Annotated in this window: 17 protein-coding genes; 5 read left to right on the top strand and 12 right to left on the bottom strand. The window is 57.0% G+C overall.

Features of this window, described 5'->3' with window-relative positions:
- Positions 1–18: 18 nt before the first annotated feature.
- From AC2FIC_RS13775 to AC2FIC_RS13785, 3 genes are all read right to left on the bottom strand, one after another.
- Positions 19–405 (bottom strand): hypothetical protein, encoded by a 387-nt coding sequence (locus AC2FIC_RS13775; protein WP_496691319.1) that lies wholly within the window; start codon positions 403–405, stop codon positions 19–21.
- A gap of 73 nt (positions 406–478) precedes the next feature.
- A complete protein-coding gene (locus AC2FIC_RS13780) occupies positions 479–1,795 on the bottom strand; it encodes an aspartate aminotransferase family protein (protein WP_496691320.1) in 1,317 nt (438 codons plus the stop codon).
- Positions 1,792–2,559 carry a beta-keto acid cleavage family enzyme gene (locus AC2FIC_RS13785; RefSeq protein WP_496870184.1) on the bottom strand — a complete coding sequence of 256 codons (768 nt, stop codon included), beginning with the start codon at positions 2,557–2,559 and terminating at the stop codon, positions 1,792–1,794. The genes AC2FIC_RS13780 and AC2FIC_RS13785 overlap by 4 nt, the downstream gene beginning before the upstream one ends.
- Positions 2,560–2,642: 83 nt before the next feature.
- Between AC2FIC_RS13785 and AC2FIC_RS13790 the strand changes: the two genes are divergently transcribed.
- Positions 2,643–3,542, top strand: a complete 900-nt coding sequence (locus tag AC2FIC_RS13790) for a MurR/RpiR family transcriptional regulator (protein ID WP_496691322.1) — start codon at positions 2,643–2,645, stop codon at positions 3,540–3,542.
- Positions 3,543–3,594: 52 nt separating this feature from the next.
- Here AC2FIC_RS13790 and AC2FIC_RS13795 read toward each other — a convergent pair whose 3' ends face one another.
- The 5 genes from AC2FIC_RS13795 to AC2FIC_RS13815 all read right to left on the bottom strand — a co-directional run bounded on the left by AC2FIC_RS13795 (position 3,595) and on the right by AC2FIC_RS13815 (position 9,495).
- On the bottom strand, positions 3,595–4,386 hold the full coding sequence (locus AC2FIC_RS13795; protein WP_496691323.1) for an FAD binding domain-containing protein: 792 nt from the start codon (positions 4,384–4,386) through the stop codon (positions 3,595–3,597).
- Positions 4,387–4,480: 94 nt separating this feature from the next.
- Complete coding sequence (locus tag AC2FIC_RS13800) at positions 4,481–6,841, bottom strand: xanthine dehydrogenase family protein molybdopterin-binding subunit (RefSeq protein WP_496691324.1); 2,361 nt, start codon at positions 6,839–6,841, stop codon at positions 4,481–4,483.
- Positions 6,842–6,895: 54 nt separating this feature from the next.
- Entirely contained in the window at positions 6,896–7,381 is a 486-nt protein-coding gene (locus AC2FIC_RS13805) for a (2Fe-2S)-binding protein (protein WP_496691325.1), read from the bottom strand.
- A 147-nt stretch (positions 7,382–7,528) separates the two neighbouring features.
- Positions 7,529–8,530, bottom strand: a complete 1,002-nt coding sequence (locus AC2FIC_RS13810; protein WP_496691326.1) for a molybdopterin-binding protein — start codon at positions 8,528–8,530, stop codon at positions 7,529–7,531.
- Positions 8,527–9,495 carry an XdhC family protein gene (locus AC2FIC_RS13815; RefSeq protein WP_496691327.1) on the bottom strand — a complete coding sequence of 323 codons (969 nt, stop codon included), beginning with the start codon at positions 9,493–9,495 and terminating at the stop codon, positions 8,527–8,529. The genes AC2FIC_RS13810 and AC2FIC_RS13815 overlap by 4 nt, the downstream gene beginning before the upstream one ends.
- 261 nt (positions 9,496–9,756) lie before the next feature.
- On the opposite strand from AC2FIC_RS13815, the gene AC2FIC_RS13820 reads away from it, so the two are divergent.
- A complete protein-coding gene (locus AC2FIC_RS13820) occupies positions 9,757–10,221 on the top strand; it encodes a hypothetical protein (RefSeq protein WP_142635140.1) in 465 nt (154 codons plus the stop codon).
- A gap of 3 nt (positions 10,222–10,224) precedes the next feature.
- Here AC2FIC_RS13820 and AC2FIC_RS13825 read toward each other — a convergent pair whose 3' ends face one another.
- Both AC2FIC_RS13825 and AC2FIC_RS13830 read right to left on the bottom strand, forming a co-directional pair.
- The gene (locus AC2FIC_RS13825) at positions 10,225–11,481 is read right to left on the bottom strand and encodes a vWA domain-containing protein (RefSeq protein ID WP_496691328.1); all 1,257 of its coding nucleotides are present in this window, start codon (positions 11,479–11,481) and stop codon (positions 10,225–10,227) included.
- On the bottom strand, positions 11,481–12,389 hold the full coding sequence (locus AC2FIC_RS13830; RefSeq protein ID WP_271946832.1) for an AAA family ATPase: 909 nt from the start codon (positions 12,387–12,389) through the stop codon (positions 11,481–11,483). Before AC2FIC_RS13830 ends, AC2FIC_RS13825 begins: the two co-directional genes overlap by 1 nt.
- Positions 12,390–12,550: 161 nt before the next feature.
- Here AC2FIC_RS13830 and pyrC point away from each other — a divergent pair, with 161 nt between their 5' ends.
- Positions 12,551–13,588 (top strand): dihydroorotase, encoded by a 1,038-nt coding sequence (gene pyrC, locus AC2FIC_RS13835; protein WP_496691329.1) that lies wholly within the window; start codon positions 12,551–12,553, stop codon positions 13,586–13,588.
- Here the strand turns inward: pyrC and AC2FIC_RS13840 are convergent.
- On the bottom strand, positions 13,585–14,880 hold the full coding sequence (locus tag AC2FIC_RS13840; protein ID WP_496691330.1) for an MmgE/PrpD family protein: 1,296 nt from the start codon (positions 14,878–14,880) through the stop codon (positions 13,585–13,587). The genes pyrC and AC2FIC_RS13840 overlap by 4 nt on opposite strands.
- A 38-nt stretch (positions 14,881–14,918) precedes the next feature.
- Positions 14,919–15,365: a type II toxin-antitoxin system RatA family toxin gene (locus AC2FIC_RS13845; RefSeq protein ID WP_496691331.1), complete on the bottom strand. Its 447-nt coding sequence runs from the start codon at positions 15,363–15,365 to the stop codon at positions 14,919–14,921.
- Positions 15,366–15,437: 72 nt separating this feature from the next.
- Between AC2FIC_RS13845 and hpt the strand changes: the two genes are divergently transcribed.
- Both hpt and AC2FIC_RS13855 read left to right on the top strand, forming a co-directional pair.
- On the top strand, positions 15,438–15,980 hold the full coding sequence (gene hpt, locus AC2FIC_RS13850; RefSeq protein ID WP_142634125.1) for a hypoxanthine phosphoribosyltransferase: 543 nt from the start codon (positions 15,438–15,440) through the stop codon (positions 15,978–15,980).
- Between the two features lie 74 nt (positions 15,981–16,054).
- Positions 16,055–16,471: a hypothetical protein gene (locus AC2FIC_RS13855; RefSeq protein WP_496691332.1), complete on the top strand. Its 417-nt coding sequence runs from the start codon at positions 16,055–16,057 to the stop codon at positions 16,469–16,471.
- Positions 16,472–16,474 lie beyond the last annotated feature (3 nt).

Genomic DNA, 16,474 nt, shown 5'->3' on the forward strand with positions numbered 1-16,474 from the left:
CCTCGGATTGAGGGGGTTTTATTTTGCGCTTCGGCTTTTGAACCAGACCCTTGCGTCATTCACATCAAATGCCAGCGAAATCAGGTCAATAACCAGTAGAAACACCAGAAATTTCGCATATCCGGTCGCCAGTTCGGCTTCGCTTGCAAATACTGCGATCACGACGAAAACCATTGGCACCCAACATATTAGATGCGGAAATGCCATCGCTTTGCTCATCCCTCGTGTCGCCAGCATGATCGGAAGATTCAATGCCATCCCACCGATTGAGAGTGCTGCGATTAGAATACCATTTGGCTGATCCAGATACGCCAGAGGTGCCAGATTGGTCGGGATGAGCACCACCAACCAGATCTGTACCCAGGCGGGCAAGTCCCGAAAACTCTTCCAGATGTCGACAATCATCATCGCTCCTTCAGGAATTGACCTTTTGTCGATACCCTATTGAGTAAAAAGAGAAAGTCAGATCAAAAGAGCGTCAGATCGCGGCTTTGAGTGCGGCCTCCAGCTTTTCAACCAATTCCTCAATCTGTGCGTCGTCGATTATGAAAGGCGGTGCCAACAGAATATGGTCGCCACTTCGACCATCGCGCGTGCCAGACATGGGGTAACAGATCAGACCAGCGTTTAACGCCGCCTTCTTGATCTTGCCCGCGAGACCAAGTGAGGGATCAAACGGTGTTTTTCCGGCCCGATCCGAGACCAGCTCGATACCGCGGAACAGCCCGCGGCCCCGAATATCGCCGACATTAGGGTGCTCGCTGAACGCAGTTTCCAGCGCATATTGCAGTCTATGCCCCATAAAATCGGCGCGCTGGGGCAATTGTTGGCTCGTCAATTCCTTCAGCACCGCCAATGCCGCCGCAGTTGCCACCGGATGGCCGACATAGGTATGCCCGTGCTGGAAAAACCCTGACCCATTTTGGATCGCCTTATATATCCGGCTCGTACACAACATTGAGCCGATGGGTTGATAACCCGCCCCCAAACCCTTGGCGATGCACAGAATATCCGGGGCAATTCCATCGTGATCGCAGGCAAACAAATGCCCGGTGCGCCCCATACCGCACATGACCTCATCGAGGATCAGCAAAACGCCATATTGATCACAGATTTCACGTATGCGCCTAAAATACCCTTCGACCGCCGGGACCGCCCCCAGCGTTGCCCCCACGACTGGCTCGGCCATAAACGCCATGACGGTTTCTGGGCCAAGACGCAAAATTTCGGCCTCCAACTCGTCGGCCACCCGTTGACCATAGGCGTGGCTGCTCTCACCATCTTGCTTTTCGGCATATTCGTAGCAGGGCGCGATATGGGTCATTTCGATCAGCATCGGTGCGAATTGCGCACGGCGCCAGGCATTTCCCCCCGCTGACAAGGCCCCCAAAGTGTTTCCATGATAGCTTTGGCGGCGCGCGATGACGTGGCGGCGCTCGGGCTGACCGATCTCAAGAAAATACTGCCGCGCCAGTTTGATGGCGGCCTCTGTTGCTTCGGACCCTCCGGATACGAAATAAACGCGATCCAAATCCCCGGGCGCATGATCAATCAGAAGGTCCGCTAGGGCTTCGGCAGGCTCGGACGTCATAAACCCGGTATGCGCAAAGGCGATCTTTTCAACCTGGCCTTGAACCGCCTCGATCACCGCCCTGTTAGAGTGGCCAAGACAGGACACAGCAGCATCACCGCAATCCAGATACCGCTTACCGTCAGCATCGATCAGATAGCAGCCTTCGCCGCCAACCGCGACTGGCAGCTGAGATTTCGTATGGCGTGGGAAAACGTGGCTCATGATCTATCCTCTTTCAATCTGGCGACAAGGGCCGCGACTGAGGCGGCGTTATTGTCCCAAGTGTCTCCGTTCCGGTCTGCGATGCTGTTTTCAAATCCGACCCGGACATCACCGCCCAAGGACGCCGCATGTACCAGACAGTCATGCTCTCGTTTTCCAAAGGCACAGATCATCCAAGGCGAATCCCCGTCAGGAAACGCATCCAGATCCGAGGGCTTTGATTCCTGATCAGTCCGATAGCGCCCGAGAACAAGCAAACGGTCGGATTGCTGTTCGCGCACAACACCACGCTTTTGCCACCTTGTTAATAGGGCCGCATCTTCAGCGTCGTAAAGAATATGCTGAACCCGCGTCCCCTGATCCGCGCAAAGACCATAGATCCGGTCAGCCAGATCGTTATCGCGCGCGATTTCGCGGACCGAGATCGACGTCCAAGCCGGTCTAACCTTCCTCAGACATTCGAACTGGCTGCTTACATCAAAAATCCCTGCCGCCTCGGTTGTGATCTGGATGTCCAGGGCCGGAACCCTCCGCCGAAGTTCGGCAAGTGTTTCCAGATACTGTCCCGCGTCCAAAGAGTGACGGCCTTCAGTGTCCCGAATGTGCAGATGAAGACCGGCCGCACCGGCCTCATGGCATGCTCTGGCCGCTTCAAGAATTTGCGAGGTTGTGACAGGCAGGGCTGGGTGATCTGCCGCACCTCGGCGCGCACCATTGGGCGCCGCCAGAATGTAGGGTTCAGATTTCGACCGATGCTGTGACATTCCCTGCCCCCGATTACCTGTTGCCGCATCTATGCAAGCGGCCTATGTTTTACACTTCCTTCTTTCATAACATATGTTCTTTCATGGCAGAGACCCAACGCCAGCTGACAGATAACTTGAGGAAAAACATCGACCAGATGCCGCCCAGACTTCAGGCGGCAGCCAAATACATCATAGATCACCCCGCGGATTTTGGCCTCGACCCGATACGGGTAACTGCCGAGAGGATCGGTGTCAGTGCAAATGTCCTTGTCAGGCTTGCCCAGTATATGGGCTATGGTGGGTTTCAGGCCTTTCGCTCTCCGTTCCGTCAAAATCTAGCGACGGATAACGAAGAATTCCTTGGCCCTGCCTGGCAAACCCACATGCACGCTGAAGGAGCCCATGGTCAACTTCAAGCCAAGCTTGCCCGCAACGAACAGAATGTCGTTGTCAGGTCGCTGCGATTGATGAGGCCCGACACAGCGCATCTGGCCATTGAACATATACTCGGGTCCCGCCGGTGCTTCGTAACAGCCACTCGTGCTAGTTACGCGCTGGCCTATTATTTCTCCTATAACGGGCGCATGGCGCACCCGGGCATTCAGTTGATCCCCCGCCACATTGGCTCGGCCACTGATGATCTGCTGGACGCGGATGACAAGGATTGCCTGCTGGCAATCACGGTCAGCCCCTATTCTGCGGAGACGATTAAATCCATAAGGTTCGCCCGGGAAAAGGGGCTTCGGGTCATCCTGATCTCGGACAGCGAAGTCATTGCGCCGGGTGTCGAGCCGGATGTCGCCTTTAACGTCAGCACAAGGTCACAACATCACACCTCGAGCTTTACCGGTGTCATGGCTGTGTTGGAATGTCTCATCGGCCATTTATTTGACGCCGGTGGCAAAACAGCAGCGCACCGCGTTGAGGCCTATCAAAAGGCGCGCGAAGATACCGGATCCTATTGGCAGCCAAACAAGCTTCCGAAAATTCGCCGAAAATAGAAAAAGCCCCGAGGGACACACCCCGAGGCTTTGCGACTAAAAGCCGATTTACTTACATGCAGGCCAGCACAGCCCGCTTGGTCATCACACTGACCAGATGCGCGCGATACGCTTTGCTGCCATGAAGATCGCCGATCATGTTGGCCGGGGTGATGTTCCGCCCCATCAACGCGTCCGGTCGGAATTCAGTATTCAGCGCCTGTTCTGCTTCGGACCAGCGGAACACCCCATCCTCGCTGGCGCCTGTGACCGCCACACGCACACCATCGGCGAACCGTGCCAGATAGACACCCACCAACGCAAAGCGCGAGGCTGGCTGCAAGAACTTCTGATAGCTCGCGGCCTGTGGCACCGGAAAGCGGATGGATGTGATGATCTCACCCTCATCCAGTGCGGTCGAGAACATGCCATCAAAAAACGCATCCGCCGCAATCTGACGGGCGTTGGTCACGATCGTGGCCCCGGATCCGAGCACACCCGCCGGGTAACAGGCCGCCGGATCGTTATTCGCAACCGAGCCGCCAATCGTGCCGCGGTTGCGCACCGCCGGATCACCGATCTGACCGGCCAATGCCGCCAGCGCCGGGTATGATCCCGCCGCCTCTTGCGCAACAACTGCATGCGGCGTTGCGCCACCGATAGAAACCGACCCGTCATCCCCAACACAGACGCCCTGCATTTCGGGAATTCCGCTGAGCGAGACGAGTGCCGATGGCGCAGCCAATCGTTGTTTCAGCGTCGGGATCAGGGTTTGCCCACCACCCAACGCCTGCGCATCCTCAGCCCCTAAAGCGGCAACCGCGTCGGCTATGGTCGAGGGTTTCTCAAATTCGAAATTGTACATTTCGTCTTCCTTTCCGAAAGGCGCTGATCCGCCCTTCATCTGGCTATAAATATCTCGGGGAGCGCGAGGGGTTGACCCCTCGCACCCCAACCTCTCACCCGTGCATCGCGGTCCAGACACGCGATGGACTCACCGGCATATCGATATGATCGATGGCTTTGCCGCCTGAATTCAACGCATCCAGCACCGCGTTGACCACCGCAGGTGGTGAACCGATTGCCCCGGCCTCACCACAGCCCTTCACACCCAACGGGTTATGCGTACAGGGCGTCTGGCTGGAATGGTCCACCGCATAGAACGGCACATCATCGGCACGCGGCATGGCATAGTCCATGAAGGATGCGCTCAGCAGCTGACCGTTTTCGTCATAGGCACAGTTTTCAAGCAATGCCTGACCGATGCCCTGACCGATGCCGCCATGCACCTGACCATCCACGATCATCGGGTTGACGATATTGCCAAAGTCATCAGCGGCAGTGAAGGCTTCGATGGTGACCCGGCCGGTTTCGGGGTCAACCTCGACCTCACAGGCATAGGCGCCAGCCGGGAAGGTAAAGTTGGCCGGGTCATAAAAGGCGGTCTCCTCCAGCCCGGGCTCGACCTCCAGCGGAAAGTTATGCGGCACATAGGCCGTCAGGGTGACATCACCCCAGGCCACCGACTTGTCGGTCCCTGCCACGCTGAACTGACCGTCCTTCAGCTCGATATCAGCCTCGGACGCCTCCAACAGATGCGCCGCGATCTTCTTGGCCTTGTCGATCACCTTCTCGGTTGCCTTGACCATCGCCGATCCACAGACTGCCAAAGACCGCGAGCCATAGGTGCCCATGCCAAACGGAATCTTCGACGTGTCGCCATGCACGATCTCGATCATCGACTCGTCGATACCGATCATGTCCGCCACAACCTGCGGGAAAGCCGTTTCATGCCCCTGCCCGTGGCTATGGGCACCTACCATGACGCTGATCGAGCCGGTGGCATTCACCCGCACAGTTGCCGCATCATACAGACCCGCACGGGCCCCCAGCATGCCAACGATGTTCGACGGCGCGATACCGCAAGCCTCGATATAACAGTTGACGCCCAGACCCCGCAGCTTGCCCTTGGCTTCGCTTTCAGCGCGACGCGCGGCAAAGCCTGCCAGATCAGCAGCGGCCTCAAGCTTGTCCATCGTCCCATTATAATCGCCTGTGTCATAGGTCAGCGCCACCGGTGTGTCATAGGGGAACTGGGTGATGAAGTTCTGCCGGCGCAGGGCGATCGGATCGACACCCAGTTCACGCGCTGCCTTGTCCACGACCCGCTCCAACTGGAACGTCGCCTCAGGACGGCCCGCGCCGCGATAGGCATCCACCGGGACCGTATTGGTGAACATCGCCTTGACGTTGACCTGAATGACCGGCGTCTTGTAGTTGCCCGCCATCAGCGTCCCGTGCAGCCATGTCGGTACCGAGCTGGAGAAGGTCGACAGATACGCACCCATATTTGCATAGGTGTTGGTGCGCAGACCGATAAAGTTATTGTCCGCATCCAGCGCCAGTTCGATCTGTCCGACATGGTCGCGCCCATGCGCGTCAGACATGAACGCCTCGGACCGGCTCGAGGTCCATTTGACCGGACGGTTACAAGCCTTGGCGGCGAAGGTGCAGAATGCCTCTTCGGCATAGTGAAAGATCTTGGTGCCAAAGCCGCCACCCACATCCGGCGCGACCACGCGCACCTTGTGTTCGGGCAGGCCCAGAACAAAGGCACACATCAACAGGCGGATCACATGCGGGTTCTGCGACGTGGTATAAAGTGTGTATTCTTCGGTGCCGCGGCTGTACTCGCCCACCGCCACACGCGGCTCCATCGGATTGGCAACCAGACGGTTGTTCACCAGATCCAGCGTGGTGACATGGGCCGCATTGGCAAAGACCTCATTGACCTTGGCATCATCGGTTTCGCCCAGCTGCCAATCATAGCAGATGTTGTTTTTCAGATCGTCATGGACCAGCGTCGCGCCTTCTTGCGCGGCGGCCTTCATGTCGATCACGGCGGGCAGCTCCTCGATATCAAGCTCGATCGCCTCAGCCGCGTCGCGGGCCTGTTCCAGGCTGTCGGCGACCACAGCAGCAATCGGATCGCCCACATGGCGCACTTTGCCCTGTGCCAAAATGGGATGCGGAGGTTCCTGCATCGGTGCGCCGTGCTTGTCGGTCACTTCCCAGCCACAGGGCATGCCGCCCACGCCTTCGAAATCCTTGCCGGTGAACACTTTGACCACGCCGGGCATGGCCTCGGCAGCCGAGGTGTCGATGCTTTTGATCCGGCCATGCGCGATGTCGGACCGCAGAAAATGCACATAGGCCTGGCCATGAACGTTGATATCGTCGGTGTAATTGCCTGCTCCGGTTAAAAAGCGCACGTCCTCGCGCCGTTTGGAACTGGCTCCGATGCCACTGTCTTTGGGCATTGCTTGTTCTCCTCCCTGAAAAAGAATTTTCGTCGAAAATTCTCTACGTCGGTATTACTCGGCAGCGATGCCGCTTACGTCCTGGCCCGATGCGGCCATGATCGCTTTGACAATGTTGTGATAGCCTGTGCAGCGGCACAGGTTGCCTTCCAGATACTTTCGAACCTCGGCTTCGCTCGGGCGCGGGTTCTCTTTCAGCAAGGCGGCGGCGCTCATCACCATGCCAGGCGTACAAAACCCGCATTGCAACCCGTGATGATCCTGAAACGCCTGCTGAATCACGTTCAAAGACCCATCCTCAGCGGCCTGGCCCTCAATCGTGTCGACCTCGGACCCGTCCGCTTCCAGCGCAAGCATGTTGCACGACTTCACCGCCGCGCCATTCACATGAACAACACACGCCCCACATTGCGCCGTGTCACATCCAACATGCGTTCCGGTCAGCGACAGATGATCACGTAAAAATCCAGACAACAACGTCCGACCCTCGACCTCACCGCTAACAGACCTCCCGTTCACGGTCATGGTGACCTGTGTCATAAGTTCCTCCCATGTCATATTTTTCTCTGTCGAGTTAAACACGGGACTTATTGTTTGAGAACAAAAATTTCGCAGGGCGCCGTTTAGGACAGATCACAATGCCGAACAAAGCGGCCCGATCTGGGTCTTAAATTGATGTCAAACGCCTTACCGCTTGATAGATGCGCGTGGCTGTGGCCGGGTCGGGATTTCCTTGAGCAATCCACCGACCCCCATGCCTGCAATATGCGCCGCTGTCGTTTCAATCCCGCAAGCCACGCGCGACAAAACCCAATCCGCACCGTTCAGTGCGGGAGAACGCGCACACCCCGGCAAACCGATTACAGGTCTGGCGTCCAGCAGACCGGTGAACAACAGGTTGCCCGGATCTACCGGCATTCCAAACCGATCCACCTGACCGCCTGCAACACGAACGGCCTGCGGCGCGACATCATGTGCATCCGAAGTTGCTGAGCCCGTCAAGATCAGGACAATATCCCCTTTAACGCCCGTCAATGCAGCAGACAGCGCCTGAATCTCATGTGGCACCACCCGAATGTCATCCAAACCCATACCCAGGGCTTCGACTCGCCCTCGGATTGCGGCAATACCCTTGTCGTTCGAAACACCTCCGGGGATGTCTGTGACGATCAGGCCAGCACTGCGAAACACCGGGCCAGACAGGCGCACCGCCCCTTGTGCCAGCGCCGAGGCACGCACCACATCTTCGCCGGGGACGGCATAAGAAATGACTTTAATTGTCGCCACCATCCCGCCTGATCCCATCTGTTGATATTGGGGAACTGTGGCCACGGTAATCATCGGGTTAACCAAGTTGAACGCTTCCAGCGCCTGTACGTCCAGAACAGCGACTCCGGGGCCTCTCGCCAAGAGGTTAACGCGCCCTGTGAACGGCTCGGTGACGCGCAATCCCACGGTTGCCGGGTCCGGGGCCAAAGCCTCTGCCAAACTCCGGGCAGCGTCGTTTTCGTGACAATCACCGGGTTCCAGCTGCGCAACAGTGACCGAGGTCAACCCGGCGGCGGCCATTTCATCCAGATAAGTTTGCGTGAGCAAAAGGCCCTTACGCAGCTTTGTGTCTTGGGCTTTCACTGAATGCGCCAGAATTGCACCGGCGGCCTCGCGCAGAGGAACCGAGCCAAACTTCATGCTTTGCCCCGCAACACCGCGGTCATTTCGGCCAATATGGAAACCGCAATTTCCGCAGGATCGGCGGCACCGATATCCAAGCCTACGGGACCGTGAATCTGTGAAATCTGCCCTTCAGTAAATCCGGCTTCTTTCATCCGGGTGACGCGTTTCGCATGCGTTCGATTAGACCCCAGCGCCCCAATATAGAACACACCGGCTCTCAGGGCGGCCTCTAACGCGGGATCATCCAGTTTTGGATCATGGGTCAGCAAGACAACAGCCGTTCGCGCATCCATTCCAAGCTTTGCAACGGCCTCATCCGGCCAATCCGTCAGCACGGTTTCCTGAGGGAATCTTGCGGCGGTTGCAAACGCATCTCGCGGATCCACAATCGCAGGGTCGTACCCCGCAATTCGCGCCATCGGGACCAGGGCCTGAGCAATATGAACGGCCCCGACCACTATCAACCGCAAGGGCGGATTGTGGACCGAAACAAATGTCTTCGCATCCTCTTCGAAACCGGACCGGTCCATGCGCATGCGTTCGGGATAACGATCGCGCTGCAACGCACGATGGCCGGATTCGATATTCACTTCATAAGCCACAGGCTCGCGCTGAGCGCGTGCAGCGACCAGATCGCGCAATATGCTTTCAGGAAGGACCGATCCAATAGGTTCGACCAGTACCCGAATTGATCCGCCACAGGCCAGCCCGACCGCAAAAGCATCTTCGTCACTGACCCCGAATTCAAGTAGGCGCGCTTCACCCTCTTCGATCGCTTCCAACGCCTCGACAACAACCGCACCTTCGACACAACCACCCGATACTGACCCCTCAAAGCGGCCATCACCTGCTATCACAAGCTGAGCGCCAACACGTCTGGGGGCACTGCCCCAAGTCTGAACAACCGTAGCCAGCGCAACTGGCTTTCCCGTTTCATACCAATCCAGAGCAGTCTCGGGGCTGTTGTCGAATCTGTCCATATCGCCCTCCTGGCGTTTCCCGCACCAACATAGGCAGGTTTGGCAGGATGAAAAGTAAGCCATCTGGCTAACTCATGGGCCTTGAAAGAAATTCCAAATGCTATGCAAAGCCCCGCGGGTTTCAGCCGAACATCCCAAGCATTGATTGCCAGCCCTCCCGATTCTGACCTAAACGCGGATCATGCGCAGCTGTGACGCAGATTATTTTCAAAAGGAGACAGAGACTTGAAACACATTATTACACTCGGATCAGTATTGGGAATGCTAGCAGCGACAGTGGCCAGCGCAGATACCTTCCTGCGCTATGGCGAAGTGGACGGATGGAAAATCTTCATCGACGAAGACAAGAAATCCTGCCTGATCGAAGCTGTTGATGACGCGGAAAACGTGGTTCAGATGGGCCTGACCGAAGACCGCGGCGTGGGATATGTTGGCGTATTCACCAAAGCTGAAACCAACATCAAGCGTGGCGAAACCGAGGCTGTGGCGATCCTGCTGGGCGAAAACCTGTATCTTGGAGAAGCCACCGGCATGAAGGGCAACATCACCAAAGGCTATTCGGGTGGCTATGTGCTGTCGGATGACCCCAAGTTTGCCGAAGACCTTGCCAAACAGAAAGTTATGGTTGTGTTCCCCGAAAAAGAATTCGCCTTCACCGTTGATCTGACCGGTACGTACAAAGCGATGGAAATGGCGCGTAAGTGCAACGAAGAACAGCTTGGTTGAGACCTACTTCGAAAGCGCGGCCATCAACCGCGCTTTCTCACCCATGTCATCCGGTTTTGAGATGACTTTGGCCAGATCTTCCAGCGACGCAATGGAATGACCGGCCCGAAAGCTGTCAACATGGGGAAGCATCGCCGCCACCCCCTGCGCTTTTGGCGCAAAGCCATCCCAACGCAACAAAGGGTTCAGCCAGATCAAACGGCGGGCTGACAGATGCAGGCGCTGGATTTCTTTTCCAAGCACCTCGGGTTCGCCCCGATCCAGACCATCCGTAATCAACAACACCACCGCACCCTGCCCCAGAACCCGACGCGACCAGTCACGGTTAAAAGCGTGCAGGCATTCCCCGATCCGCGTGCCACCCTCCCAATCTTGCGCCTCGGCCCCTGCCGCCGACAGGGCAGCATCTACATCGCGTTGGCGCAGGTGCCGGGTGATATTCGTCAACCTCGTGCCGAAGGTAAACGCATGAACCTTGGCCCACCCCGCGCCCTTGACGTTTGAAACCGCATGCAGGAAATGCAGGATGATACGAGAGTACTGGCTCATAGATCCTGAGATATCGCAGAGAACGACAAGGTTCGGCCACCGTTGTTTCGGCTTCAAATACGCGATGTCCCGCAGTTCACCACCCTGCCGCATGGATGCGCGCAGCGTGCGGGCGCGGTCGACCCGATGCCCAAGTTGGCTGGCTTGGCCTCGGCGCGACTCGATTGGTTTTACCGGCAATTTGAGCTGTGCCAGAATGCGCTTGGCCAAAGCAATTTCTTCGGTGCTCATTTGCTCAAAGTCTAGATTGCGCAACCGTTCTTCCGAGGACGCGGTCCGCGACGCATCTATCTCCAGCTCAGTTTCTTCCTCGATGTCAGTGTTGTCAGGCAAGTCCCGTTCGACGCCGTCCAGCAGAGCCTCGGCCGCGCGTTTCTCTGCAGCTTCGGCCTTGCGCTCTTCCTGAACGCCGCGGATCGCGGGCAGCATCATGGACATCATGTGTTCCATGTAACGTGGGTCGCGCCAATACATGCGGAAAATCTGCGCAAATACTGCCCGATGCTCGGGTCGGGTCACGAAACAAGCGTGCAACGTCCAGTAAAAATCCCGCTTTTCCGAGAAGCCCGCAACCTGAACCGCCCGGATCGCATCCACAACCCGCCCGGTGCCAATCGGCAGCCCTGCCTTGCGCAAAGCCCGCGCGAAATGAGTGATATTCTGCGCCAGTTTTGGGTTGTCGGGGATTTCGAGAGGGAGCTGTTCAGCCATCAGGCAGGTTCCAGCGACGCCTTGGCTTCATCCAGAATGCGTTTCGCCTCGGACCCTTGCAGTTGCTGGATATCGTCCTGATATTTCAGGATCGCTCCCAGCGTGTCGCCGATCACTTCGGGGCTAAGGTTGATGACGTCCAGCGCCAGCAGGCATTTGGCCCAGTCGATCGTCTCGGCCACGCCTGGTTTCTTGAACAGATCCTCTGTGCGCAGGTGTTGGACAAAGGCGACGACCTCTCGGCTTAGCGCCTCGGCGACCTCGGGTGCGCGGGCGTTCAGAATTTCAATTTCACGGTCAAAATCCGGGTAATCGACCCAATGGTACAAGCAACGGCGTTTCAGGGCGTCATGCACCTCTCGCGTTCGGTTCGATGTAACGATGACAATCGGTGGCTCCGGCGCTTTGACAGTGCCCAATTCGGGGATGGTGACCTGAAAATCGCTGAGCGCTTCCAGCAGGAAGGCCTCAAACGGTTCATCCGTGCGGTCAAGTTCATCAATCAACAGGACGGGTGCCCCGTTTTCATCCGGACGCATGGCCTGCAACAACGGACGCTCGATCAGGTAGTCGTCAGAAAACAATTCGGTCTGCAACGAACCCCGGTCAGCGCCGCCCGAGGCTTCGGCGGTTCGGATCGCAACCATTTGCGCCGGGAAATTCCATTCGTAAACCGCCGAGGAGGCGTCCAGCCCTTCATAACACTGCAGGCGGATCAGGCGACGGTTCAGACCAGCGGCCAGTGCTTTGGCAATCTCGGTTTTCCCGACACCTGCCTCACCCTCAAGAAATAGCGGGCGGCCCAGTTTAAGCGACAAAAACACCACTGTCGCCAAGGCTCGACCGCATACGTAACCCTGTGAGCCCAGCATCTGCTGCACGGTATCAATGGAATCTTGCTGCGTCATGGAACCCTCTTTCTTTCGTTGCTTAACAGGTCATGCAAGCGCAGGGGCGTCAAGGCCCCGGCCCCGCCACCCAGACGCCATCGCCGCAAATAGGTGAAGTTTTTGCACCAGATCCTCACGGTTTGGTTGGTCTTTGGCCGAGGCTGTGCTAGCGGGTGCGCATGACTGATACGCTGACCATTCGCCGCCCCGATGACTGGCATCTGCATTTGCGCGATGGCGCCATGTTGCAGGCCGTTCTGCCCGAAACCGCACGCCATTTTGCCCGAGCGATCATTATGCCAAACCTCGTTCCGCCAGTTGTGCGCGGCGATCAGGCCGCCGCATATCGCGACCGCATTCTGGCCGCCCTGCCCGAAGGCATGCCGTTCGAGCCACTGATGACCTTGTACCTGACCGAAGACACCGACGCCGAGGATGTCGCCGCAGCCCATGCAAGTGGGCTGATCAAGGCCGTAAAGCTGTATCCCGCAGGCGCAACCACCAATTCCGCCTCGGGCGTGCGTGATTTCGACAAGGTCCGCCCGGTGCTTGAGAGAATGGCTGAGATCGGTCTGCCGATGTGTGTCCATGGTGAAGTCACCGATGCCGAGGTCGACATTTTCGACCGCGAAGAGGTTTTCATCGATACGATACTTGATCCACTGCGCCAGGCGACTCCTGGTTTGCGGGTGGTGATGGAACACATCACGACGGCTCAGGGTGCGATTTATGCGCAATCCGGTGGAGATGATCTTGCTGCAACAATCACGGCCCATCACCTGATCATCAACCGCAATCACATCCTGGTGGGCGGGATCAAACCGCATTACTACTGCCTACCCGTGGCCAAGCGCGAGACCCATCGCCAGGCTTTGATGAGCGCCGCAACTTCTGGGATGTCTTGCTACTTCCTTGGCACCGACAGCGCGCCACACACAGATGCAAACAAGGAAATGGCCTGTGGCTGTGCGGGATGTTTCACCGCCACAAACACCATGTCCCTGGTGGCCGAGATGTTTGACAAAGCGGATGCGCTGGACAAGCTGGAAGGGTTCACATCATTGAACGGACCTGCGTTTTATGGCCTGCCGGTGAATAAAGAAACCATCACCCTTACCAAGGGCGACCCCGTTGAATATCCCGACAAGATCGAAACTGACGACGGCCCGGTAACAGTATTCGAACCCGGGTTCCCCTTGCACTGGCGCGTCGTCTAACGCGCCAGCATTTTCGCCAGATCACGGGTGCGGCCACCGGTACGCAGCATCGACCAGATCGCGTCTGCGTCCTCGGCACCGATCAGCTTGGCCGCCTTGCTTCTGACCCGGTCTTCCCGGTCGGCCAATGTCATAGGGCCAAGCAAATCGTGGCTGGCCTGTTTACGTGCCCCATCGCGGCGCAGCAAAGACAGATCCGCTTGAGTTTCAGACAGCGACTCATCGGCTTCGACTGAAATCCGGTCCCGCAGCGATTGCAGGCGCCTATCCGCACATACCTTATCCGAAAAACTGTCTGGCAAGGCTGTGTCATATCCCAGCGCTTGCATAGCAATAACCGTCCGGTAGGAAAACTTGGCCCCCAACCCGGTGGTCGGAGAGGTTTGATTACACACTGACATCCAGCGCGGGTGGGTCCTGATCCTGATCTCGGCTACTTCGGGTTCAGCAATATCCAGGTCACGTGCAGCCTCTAATGCGGCGTGCAACCCATGACAGCAGGCATGAAACTTATGGCTTACATCTTTGAACAGCCACGTCTCTCCGATTCCATCCAGAGCAGCGGCCTGTTCGGACTGACCCATATGGGTTGCACCAAAACCATAGGGCCCCTCAAGCGCATCCGAGTTGGGATCAAACCCCTTGGACACCAACAGCGCAGCCTCAACCCCTGCAGCGGCAGCTAGCCCAGCATTATAGGGCTTTCCCATCGTGCCGAAATGAGCTTTCAGCCCTGCGGCGCGGGTGGCAGCCAGACCAAGAACCCGGCGCATCTTTTCCGTATCGAACCGCAGCACCCGGCCAGCGGCGACCGCCGCACCAAAGGCACCTGACGTCGCGGTCTGATGGAACCCGCCCTGGTAATGCGTACGCCCCAGCCAAAGCCCTACGCGGATCGAAACCTCCATCCCGACAAGAGCGGCCTCAAGGACATCGACAAGAATCCGGTCGTCCCAATCACAAAGGGCAAAGGCCGCAGGCATAACCGCGACCGAAGGGTGCCCGATATGCGCAAAATGCGTGTCATCATAATCCAAAGCGTGGGAAATGGTTCCGTTAACCAAACCAGCTGCCCTGACGGGAGCCAGCCCCCCGCCAAATAGATGGGCCTGCGGGTTGCCCCCTTCATCCAGAACCAGCGCGCGCACGGTCTGAGATACGGGTTCGCTAACACCGACGCGGCCAACAGCTACCCAATCCAGCGCAGACAGAGAGGTTACGAGACGGGCCTCTGACGAGGTCGCAACAGGCCCCGAGGCAAAATCGGCCAATGCTGTGGTAAAATCAGTCATGTGGCGCAGTCTAGCAAGCGCCGCTTTCGGGTAAAGACTTAGCTGTACAATTCCTCTGCCCGGCCCTCGAACGCCCTCACGATCCTGTGCATCGCCTCATTGAAGACCACTCCGATGATACCCTGAAGAATGGCATTCTTGAATTCAAAATCAACATGGAACGAAACGTTGCACCCGCCTTCTGCCGCGTCCTCGAAATGCCAGTCCGACTTCATGTATTTGAAGGGCCCATCCAGATATTCCGTGTCGATCCGGCGTTGTTCGGCAAACAGGGTAACCCGGCTGCCAAAGCGTTCGCGGAACACTTTGAACGAAATGATCAGGTCAGCTTCCATCACCTGTGCCTCTCCTGCTGCATATGAGCGTCGGACACGTGCAGCCGCACACCAGGGCAAAAACTCGGGATACTTTGCTACATCGGCAACCAGATCGTACATCTGTTGCGCAGTGTAAGGCAGGTGTCGCGTTTCCGAATGTATAGGCATGGCGTCCGGTTTTTGCAGGTGACAATGGCGCGTCATGTCGTATGTTGCGCGCCAAAGATCAAGGGGGCAGTGATGAGCCAGCGCGGATATGTGATTGATGAGATGATCTCGGCAAAGGCCATTGCCGCCAGGATCGAAGAACTTTGCCGCGAAATCACTGCCGAATTCGACGGAACCGACAAGCTGGTTGTTGTCGGCCTGCTGCGTGGTAGCTTTGTCTTTATCGCCGATCTGGTGCGCGAATTGGACTTGCCCATTGAAGTGGATTTCCTTGAGGCGTCATCCTACGGGGATGCGATGGAAAGCAGCCGGGAAGTCCGCATTCTAAAAGACCTGCGCGGCGCTATTGAGGGTCGCGACGTTCTGGTAGTCGAGGATATCGTCGACACCGGGCACACGCTGAACCATGTTACTCATCTGCTGCAAAGCCGCGATCCTGGAAAACTTCGCTCGATCGCACTACTGGACAAGCCCAGCCGGCGCGAAGTCGATTTCCGTTCGGACTGGATCGGGTTTGAAATTCCTGATGAGTTTGTTGTGGGTTACGGGATCGACTACGCACAGCGCAATCGCAACTTGCCATTTATTGGTAAGGTTCGTTTTATCGAAGACTGAGAAGGGTAAAAATAGACCCAGATTCCAATAGTCAAAGTTGCTGCGCACCTTTGCATTCACTTAATTGAATACCATTGGACAACGCCCTCAACAACAGATTACCCTCCGATCATCTTGGGAGGATTCTGCTTATGAAAGTAATGTCTATTGGGCTTCTGGCGACTTGCGCAGTCGCCGCAACGGTTGGTCTTGCGGACGCAAAAGACAACAAGGGCAAAGGGAAAGGCCCAGACAAGTCGAAAATCGAAAAGTCGATAAAGACCAATAATGGCGTTGGTGTACCGCCCGGACAGATAAAGCGATATACGCGAGGTCAGAAACTCCCTAACGATCTGAATATTGACTATCTTGATGACCTGAACGGCTGGAAGTTGAAGCCCCTACCCGCCGGTCAGCGATATATACGCGTGGATGACGAAATCCTGTCAATATCTGATGAAACTAAGACAGTCATTGATGCCGTTGGAATAGTGAGCGATCTCGTAAACTGAAGT

This window comes from Ruegeria sp. CDSC079, assembly GCF_059610505.1.

What these genes read in the sequence shown, in the direction of transcription:
- AC2FIC_RS13775 (WP_496691319.1), bottom strand. Translation starts at nt 405, where the DNA reads ATGATTGTCGACATCTGGAAGAGTTTTCGGGACTTGCCCGCCTGGGTA.
- AC2FIC_RS13780 (WP_496691320.1), bottom strand. Translation starts at nt 1,795, where the DNA reads ATGAGCCACGTTTTCCCACGCCATACGAAATCTCAGCTGCCAGTCGCG.
- AC2FIC_RS13785 (WP_496870184.1), bottom strand. Translation starts at nt 2,559, where the DNA reads ATGTCACAGCATCGGTCGAAATCTGAACCCTACATTCTGGCGGCGCCC.
- AC2FIC_RS13790 (WP_496691322.1), top strand. Translation starts at nt 2,643, where the DNA reads ATGGCAGAGACCCAACGCCAGCTGACAGATAACTTGAGGAAAAACATC.
- AC2FIC_RS13795 (WP_496691323.1), bottom strand. Translation starts at nt 4,386, where the DNA reads ATGTACAATTTCGAATTTGAGAAACCCTCGACCATAGCCGACGCGGTT.
- AC2FIC_RS13800 (WP_496691324.1), bottom strand. Translation starts at nt 6,841, where the DNA reads ATGCCCAAAGACAGTGGCATCGGAGCCAGTTCCAAACGGCGCGAGGAC.
- AC2FIC_RS13805 (WP_496691325.1), bottom strand. Translation starts at nt 7,381, where the DNA reads ATGACACAGGTCACCATGACCGTGAACGGGAGGTCTGTTAGCGGTGAG.
- AC2FIC_RS13810 (WP_496691326.1), bottom strand. Translation starts at nt 8,530, where the DNA reads ATGAAGTTTGGCTCGGTTCCTCTGCGCGAGGCCGCCGGTGCAATTCTG.
- AC2FIC_RS13815 (WP_496691327.1), bottom strand. Translation starts at nt 9,495, where the DNA reads ATGGACAGATTCGACAACAGCCCCGAGACTGCTCTGGATTGGTATGAA.
- AC2FIC_RS13820 (WP_142635140.1), top strand. Translation starts at nt 9,757, where the DNA reads ATGCTAGCAGCGACAGTGGCCAGCGCAGATACCTTCCTGCGCTATGGC.
- AC2FIC_RS13825 (WP_496691328.1), bottom strand. Translation starts at nt 11,481, where the DNA reads ATGGCTGAACAGCTCCCTCTCGAAATCCCCGACAACCCAAAACTGGCG.
- AC2FIC_RS13830 (WP_271946832.1), bottom strand. Translation starts at nt 12,389, where the DNA reads ATGACGCAGCAAGATTCCATTGATACCGTGCAGCAGATGCTGGGCTCA.
- pyrC (WP_496691329.1), top strand. Translation starts at nt 12,551, where the DNA reads ATGACTGATACGCTGACCATTCGCCGCCCCGATGACTGGCATCTGCAT.
- AC2FIC_RS13840 (WP_496691330.1), bottom strand. Translation starts at nt 14,880, where the DNA reads ATGACTGATTTTACCACAGCATTGGCCGATTTTGCCTCGGGGCCTGTT.
- AC2FIC_RS13845 (WP_496691331.1), bottom strand. Translation starts at nt 15,365, where the DNA reads ATGCCTATACATTCGGAAACGCGACACCTGCCTTACACTGCGCAACAG.
- hpt (WP_142634125.1), top strand. Translation starts at nt 15,438, where the DNA reads ATGAGCCAGCGCGGATATGTGATTGATGAGATGATCTCGGCAAAGGCC.